We start from the raw sequence: 5903 nt of genomic DNA on the forward strand, positions 1-5903 counted from the left end.
GTCGCCTCGGTCCCGCGCCGGTGCGGCGCCAGCCCCGCGACGCGCACGGCGAGTTCGTACGCCTCGGTGGCCGGCAGGGGAGTGCGGCGGCCTTCTTGTGCTTCCGGTGGTGGTGCTTCTTCTTGTGGTGCTGGGCCTTGCCGGCCGCGCCGCATTCCTTCTTCTTGGCCTTCTTGGCCAGCGTGATCTTGGCGAAGGACATACCAATATCCTTTCCTGACAGGACGTCAACCTGCCTTGGTTGCCGCTGACTTCTTCCTGCGTTGCATCTGTGAGTACGGATGCGGCTGATGCCTCATTCAAGAAGGAAGGTGAGCGTTGGCCTATGTTCCCTTACCGGATCCACGCCCGCCAACGCGACCCATTCACTTGCCGGATCGCCTGCCCGTTGCCGCGGAAGAAGATGAGGCCGAGGTGACTGCGCTTGGACCCCTGCAAGCCGGTGATCGGCGACGTCCTGGAGGCGGACCTGACCGCTCCGCCGAGCAGCGGCACACGGTCAAGCGGATCTACGACCGGTTGCTGGACGAGCACACCGAGGCCGAGAAGGTGGCACGGCAGGGCTGCACGATCTCGATCGGTCGGCGGGCGTCCTCGTGCGTGACCGCTTTGATCGTGACCGCTTTGATGGGGCCTTTCATGCTGCCCTCACCCGCGCGCTCAACGGTCTGGATACGGCGAGGAGCATGACGTCTCCGCCCTCGACGGCGCCCCGGATCGATGGATTGGGCCCGGACCACATCTTCGACCACCGCGCCTACGACAGGGGCGCCTGTACGCTCCACACCCTCCGGCTGACACTGGGCGACGACCGCTTCTTCGCCCTGCTGCGCGGCTGGCTCCAGGCACACCGCGGCAGCAGCTCCGACACGGCCGCGTTCATCGCTCACGCCGGGCGGTATTCGCCGACGGCGGTCGAGCCGCTGCTGCACTCCTGGCTCCACGAGAAACAGCTGCCACCCATGCCACCCGCGCCGTCCTGAGTCCGGCCGCGGTGCGCGTCGAGGTCGGCCGGCAAAGCCCCTGCGGCGACACCGGTGCCCGTGCGTGTCGGCCTGGGACGGCGAACAGGTCAGTACCCGCTGTTCGGAGCTGCTCCTGGCGTACCCGGCGCACCGACGCCCTCGTTCCCCACCGGGGCCCTGCCGCTCGGCACTGCGGCGCCGACGGTGTCCGGTGTGACGGGCATCATGCGTACCGGGCGGCCGGACGGGGTGCGCAGCCACGCCGTGCGGGCGGCGAAAGAGCCCAGTGCGAGGGAGGCCAGGTGGCCGACGTCCGCGAGTTCCTGGTCGTACAGCAGCGCTGCCGTCAGCACCGCGGCGAGCAGAGGCAGGCCATAGCGGCGGAGCCGGCCGACGGTGAGACCGAGCAGGCAGGCGGCGGTCGTCACCAGACCGTAACTGATGCCCACGTCACGGGTCCGGGTGGGCACGCCTGGTAGATGGACGACGTGCATCAGCCACAGGCCGCCCTCGGTGAGCAGGGTCGCGGTGAGGTGACCGAAGACGAAGACTCCGCACGCGCGCAGCGCCCCCCAGCGCCACTCGGCGCATCCCAGGACCCCGGCCACCGCGGCGATACCGACCAGGGCCGGTACACCGTCGACCACCAGACCGCTGGTGAACAGGGTCCACCACTTGCCGACATCCAGGTGGTGCACGTTGCTGCTGTTGTGGCGCATGAAGCGGGCCCGTTCCGCTGCCGGTTGTCCCTTCAGCCACCATGCGGTGGCCAGCAGGGCCGTCACGTATACGGCGGTGGCCGGCAGGCGCCGCCTCAACGTCTCCACAGCCCTCATTTCCCTGCCTTCGTACGCTTTTGATCTACGCTTGTCACCCGCGTTCGGGCGCTCAAGGGCGATGTGCCCGCCCTTCCCGGGAAGAGACCGTCGGCCACCGCGCCCGGTTCCGACGGCGGCCAACATGAGAGGGGTTCTCACCAAGCGATGCTGTAGTGCTCCGCAACGATCAGTGGCCCGAGGAGCGCGGCAAGGAGTTCGCATGGTGGAGAGCCGGACGCACGGGGCTGCGCGGACGCCGGGCGGTAGCGGCGTCGGTCGCACGATGGTCAGTCGGCGTGGGGCATTGGCCGCGATGGCGGCGGCCGCGCCCGCGGTCCTTGCGGGCTGTGGCGGCAAGCACAAGCGCGATGCCGCGTCCGACCCCGCCTACGCGCCGGCTTCCAGGGTCCCGGTCGCCGACAACACCACCATCATGGTCATCCGGCACGGGGAGAAGCCGGGCCCGAACGAATCCGGCATCGGCGAGAACGGCCGTCCGGACGCCAAGTCGCTCACCCGGCGTGGCTGGGAGCGGGCCAGGGCATCGCCGACGTTGTTCGACCCGCCCAGGGGCTGGCCCCTGAAACCCGGCATCGTGCGTCCGCGGACCATCTACGCCGCCGCGGACCGGGGCCCGCTCGCCGGCGCCCACCGGATGCGGGAGACCGTCACCCCGCTCGCCCGGCACATGGGCATAACCGTGGACACCACCTATGCCGAGTCCCAGGAAGTCGCACTGGCCAAGGCCGCGCTCTCCGCTCCCCGACCGGTCCTGATCTGCTGGGAGCACTCGCGCATCCCGGCCATCGTCGAGGCCCTCGGCGCGTCGCGCAGCGGGGCGCCCGCGGCGTGGCCGAACCGCTTCGACCTGGTGTGGGTCTTCACCCACACCCATGGCTCCTGGGCCTTCCGCCAGGTCGGCCAGCACCTGCTCCCCGGGGACGCCTGAGAATCCCGCACGGGGTTCGCCGTGCGGGCTGGTTGGCGGCGCTCGGTGTTCCGTTGGACGTCGGGCCGGATGGTTCGCGAGGTGTCTGCCGCATCGGGGCCCGGCGCGCTCGGGACATCTCGCCGGCCCGGTGTTCGGCCACGGTCCGGGTCGACAGAGACCTGTGGCGGTCATCGCTTCCGAGGGCTGGCACGTCGGCCGTGGACTCTCTGTCGTCCCGTCGGCAGACCCCGCTCACCCCAGCTCGGCACCCGTCGGTATGGCAGGCGGCGGACTTGGTACTGGTCCAGGCCGTGCTGGTCCCTCGTGCTTTGGGATGAAGCGCGTTCCCGGACACCGGCTGCGCTCAGGCTCGTCTTCCGCCCTCGCATGTCGTAGAGCGCGGACGCGGCCCGCCTGGCCAGCAACATGCCCGCGATCGACCATGCCGGGGCCGGGCGCTGCCGAGCGGGCCGTCACCGCCGCCGACAATCGGGCGGTCCGGTGTCGACCTCGTCCGGACGCCCCTGTACCAGTCCCGCCAGGCCGCTCCGAATAACGGCGGCGAGGCCGGGGAAGAGCTTCCCTTGCCCCATCACGACCGTATCGTCAGGCGTCAACTCCCCCCACCGACACCAACCCCCACCACAAGGCTCTGCACGGCTGGCCCGGCTCAGGGAGCAAGGCCTACGCCAAGCGCCACAAGGCGGACCTCGGCGACGTCGCCGTGCACGCACGGCAGGAAGAACGCGCCCTTGAACGCCAGAAAACCGTAGTCGGCACTGCATCCGCCGCGAAGAGACAGGCTGCCGGTCGCGGGCCAGGACTCTGAGAGGGTGATTCGCAAGTGAGTGCCCGTTCCGGGCTTGGCGTTGGGCGAGGCGGCCTGTTGGAGGGCGATGAGGCCGGGCCGCGTTCGCGTCTGTGGGCGCAAGCGACCCGGCTGACCGCGGTTCCCGGTCTGCGTAGTGAGGTCGCGGCGATGCCTCGAATCGGAGTACGCAGCAGGTAGTGGCTGGGGCACAATCGTGACTCATGGCCGCGTCCCAAGATCCCGCCGCTCTGTATCCCGACATCGCGGCTGCAGGCAGCCTTGCCGCTGCACTTCAGGCGGTAGCCGACAGGGACGGCCTTTCCGTGTCGTTCACGGTCTCCGAAGCCGCCCCACTGCGAGCTGCTTCGGTCACGAGCGAGGCTCCGCGCCGGACTGTTCTGGCCATCAGCGCCTGGGCGGTCGAACGGCGTTGGTCGATCCGCGGGTGCGAGTCATTCCAGGACATGGCGCTTGCCGAAGGAGATACAGACGAGCTGGCCCAAATCGTGCGGGCCGCGCATGCCTGGCACAGCGGTGAGGAGTTGACTGCCATCCGGGAGGTCGCTCCGTTCGTGCACCTCACAGGTCGCTTCGAGGTGGCCGACCACGATCCGGTGCGACTGACCGAATCAGAGTGGCAGCACCTGATCACCGAGGCCGGCGAGGTGGACTGGCCCGAGTACCGCGCGCTCATCGAGAGGGCGTATGCCGAGCCGGCACTGCGCAGGCTCTACCCCTTCACCAGTCACTGGACCCTGCGGTTCTCCACCAGCACCCGTCCGCGACTCACTGTTCTTCGGCTTTGCCTGGACGCCCATCGGCAGAAGCCATTTACCGTCAGTACCAACATGATGGGTGAGGGCCTTGTCGAGGCGGCGACGGCGGAAGAGGCTGTGTCGATCGCTGCCAGCCGTCTGCCTTCCGATCTGGGACCCGTCACGCTCGGAGCAGGGTGAACAAGCCGGGCTCGGGCTCGGCGAGGATCCCACGGCTGACCAGGCGCTTGAGCTAGTGCCGGGTGCTCTCGATGTTCTTCGGGGTGATGTCGAGGTCGCGGGCCTGGCACAGGTCGCGGGCCCGCAGCGGCTTCCGCGCCTCAGTGAAGGCGGCGAGGATCTGCTGGTAGGCGGGGTGCTCCGGGACGGCGGGCTGCGGCTGCGGGTCGGGCTCGTCGCCGAGGGCGAGGACGGTCTTGCGGGTGATCCGCAGGTGTTCGGCCTCCTGCTCCAGCTCGCGCAGCAGCGCGGTGAGTTCGTCGAGCGGCACGCGGACCTGTTCCGTCTCGGCGGCGATGGCCTGCTCACGTGCGGTGATCTTGTTCAGCAGTGACCGGACCGGTTCGGGCCCGATCATGCGTCGCGCCAGGTCGGGGTGGTCTGGTCGGTGAGTCGGCGTGCTATCACGTCGGTCATCGCCCAGTACACGCGCGACTCCGAGCTGGTCGGGCGGCTCTCGTAGTCGCGGACCAGGCGCCGGTGCAGCATCAAGATCCCGTAGGTGCGCTCGACCACCCACCGTTTCGCCTGCGGCACGAAGCCCCGCTCTGCCGGGTTGCGCTCGACGATCTCGACGTCGATGCCCATCGTGGCGCCGTGCGCGACGACCGCACTCTTGAAGCCCTGGTCGACCAGTGCCTTCGACACGGTCGCCGTCTGCGCGGCGACGCGGTCCAACAACATCGTCCCCGCGCGGTTCTCGTGGATGGAGGCGGCGAGCACGACCACGGCGATGACCAGGCCGAGCACGTCGACCGCAAGCCCGCGCTTGCGGCCGGGCACCTTCTTTGCAGGGTCCTTGCCGGTTGTGTCGGCGGGCACGTTCACCGCGGCGCGGACGCTCTGGGTGTCCAGTACGACCGGGCTCGGGTCCTCCGACCGGCCCGCCCTCTCCCGGACCTGCCAGCGCAGCAGGTCGTGGATGGTCTGGTCGGTGCCGTCGTCGCGCCACTTGGCGAAGTAGTAATACGTCGCGGACCGCGGAGGAAGATCGTGCGGCAGGTAGTCCCACTGGCAGCCCGTCCGGGATTGGTACAGGATCGCGTTCACGATCTCCCGCATCTCGTAACGGCCCTGGTGACCGCTGACCGACGGATGCGCGGCCTTCCATGCGGTAATCACCGGCTCGATCAGCGCCGACCGCTCGTCCGACAGGTCGCTCGGATATCGCTTGCGCTCACTCACCCGAGCAGCCCAGCACCCCGAACCCCGCCGATCAGCCGGGACGTCCCAACCCCACACCATCAGGTGACGGCAAAACAGCCATCACGCCACGAAACATGCTCTGAGAGGTCGTTTTCACCTGGTTTAGTAGCTTATGCAATGATTCTGGGATGGTGGGGTGGCGGTGTGTAAGAGGCAGTAGGTGTGGTGGGGCTTGAT

7 protein-coding genes are annotated in these 5903 nt (G+C 69.0%); 3 read left to right on the forward strand and 4 right to left on the reverse strand.

What is annotated here, in order from left to right; translation table 11 throughout:
• Positions 1-202, reverse strand: a 202-nt coding sequence (locus ACWEN3_RS39185) for a hypothetical protein (RefSeq protein ID WP_452981331.1), incomplete at its 3' end; no start/stop codon positions are given.
• A 484-nt stretch (positions 203-686) separates the two neighbouring features.
• Here ACWEN3_RS39185 and ACWEN3_RS39190 point away from each other — a divergent pair.
• On the forward strand, positions 687-983 hold the full coding sequence (locus ACWEN3_RS39190; protein WP_452981334.1) for a M1 family aminopeptidase: 297 nt from the start codon (positions 687-689) through the stop codon (positions 981-983).
• Positions 984-1072: 89 nt separating this feature from the next.
• On the opposite strand, the gene ACWEN3_RS39195 is transcribed toward ACWEN3_RS39190, so the two are convergent.
• Positions 1073-1801, reverse strand: a complete 729-nt coding sequence (locus tag ACWEN3_RS39195; protein ID WP_452981337.1) for a rhomboid-like protein — start codon at positions 1799-1801, stop codon at positions 1073-1075.
• Positions 1802-2066: 265 nt separating this feature from the next.
• Here ACWEN3_RS39195 and ACWEN3_RS39200 point away from each other — a divergent pair, with 265 nt between their 5' ends.
• A complete protein-coding gene (locus ACWEN3_RS39200) occupies positions 2067-2732 on the forward strand; it encodes a hypothetical protein (RefSeq protein WP_452981340.1) in 666 nt (221 codons plus the stop codon).
• Positions 2733-3746: 1014 nt separating this feature from the next.
• On the forward strand, positions 3747-4481 hold the full coding sequence (locus ACWEN3_RS39205) for a DUF6193 family natural product biosynthesis protein (protein WP_452981343.1): 735 nt from the start codon (positions 3747-3749) through the stop codon (positions 4479-4481).
• Positions 4482-4533: 52 nt separating this feature from the next.
• On the opposite strand, the gene ACWEN3_RS39210 is transcribed toward ACWEN3_RS39205, so the two are convergent.
• Positions 4534-4878 (reverse strand): hypothetical protein, encoded by a 345-nt coding sequence (locus ACWEN3_RS39210; RefSeq protein WP_452981346.1) that lies wholly within the window; start codon positions 4876-4878, stop codon positions 4534-4536.
• Positions 4875-5705 carry an IS5 family transposase gene (locus tag ACWEN3_RS39215; protein ID WP_452981349.1) on the reverse strand — a complete coding sequence of 277 codons (831 nt, stop codon included), beginning with the start codon at positions 5703-5705 and terminating at the stop codon, positions 4875-4877. Before ACWEN3_RS39215 ends, ACWEN3_RS39210 begins: the two co-directional genes overlap by 4 nt.
• Positions 5706-5903 lie beyond the last annotated feature (198 nt).

This window comes from Streptomyces sp. NPDC004561 (assembly GCF_053602155.1).

What these genes read in the sequence shown, in the direction of transcription:
- ACWEN3_RS39190 (WP_452981334.1), top strand. Translation starts at nt 687, where the DNA reads ATGACGTCTCCGCCCTCGACGGCGCCCCGGATCGATGGATTGGGCCCG.
- ACWEN3_RS39195 (WP_452981337.1), bottom strand. Translation starts at nt 1,801, where the DNA reads ATGAGGGCTGTGGAGACGTTGAGGCGGCGCCTGCCGGCCACCGCCGTA.
- ACWEN3_RS39200 (WP_452981340.1), top strand. Translation starts at nt 2,067, where the DNA reads ATGGTCAGTCGGCGTGGGGCATTGGCCGCGATGGCGGCGGCCGCGCCC.
- ACWEN3_RS39205 (WP_452981343.1), top strand. Translation starts at nt 3,747, where the DNA reads ATGGCCGCGTCCCAAGATCCCGCCGCTCTGTATCCCGACATCGCGGCT.
- ACWEN3_RS39210 (WP_452981346.1), bottom strand. Translation starts at nt 4,878, where the DNA reads ATGATCGGGCCCGAACCGGTCCGGTCACTGCTGAACAAGATCACCGCA.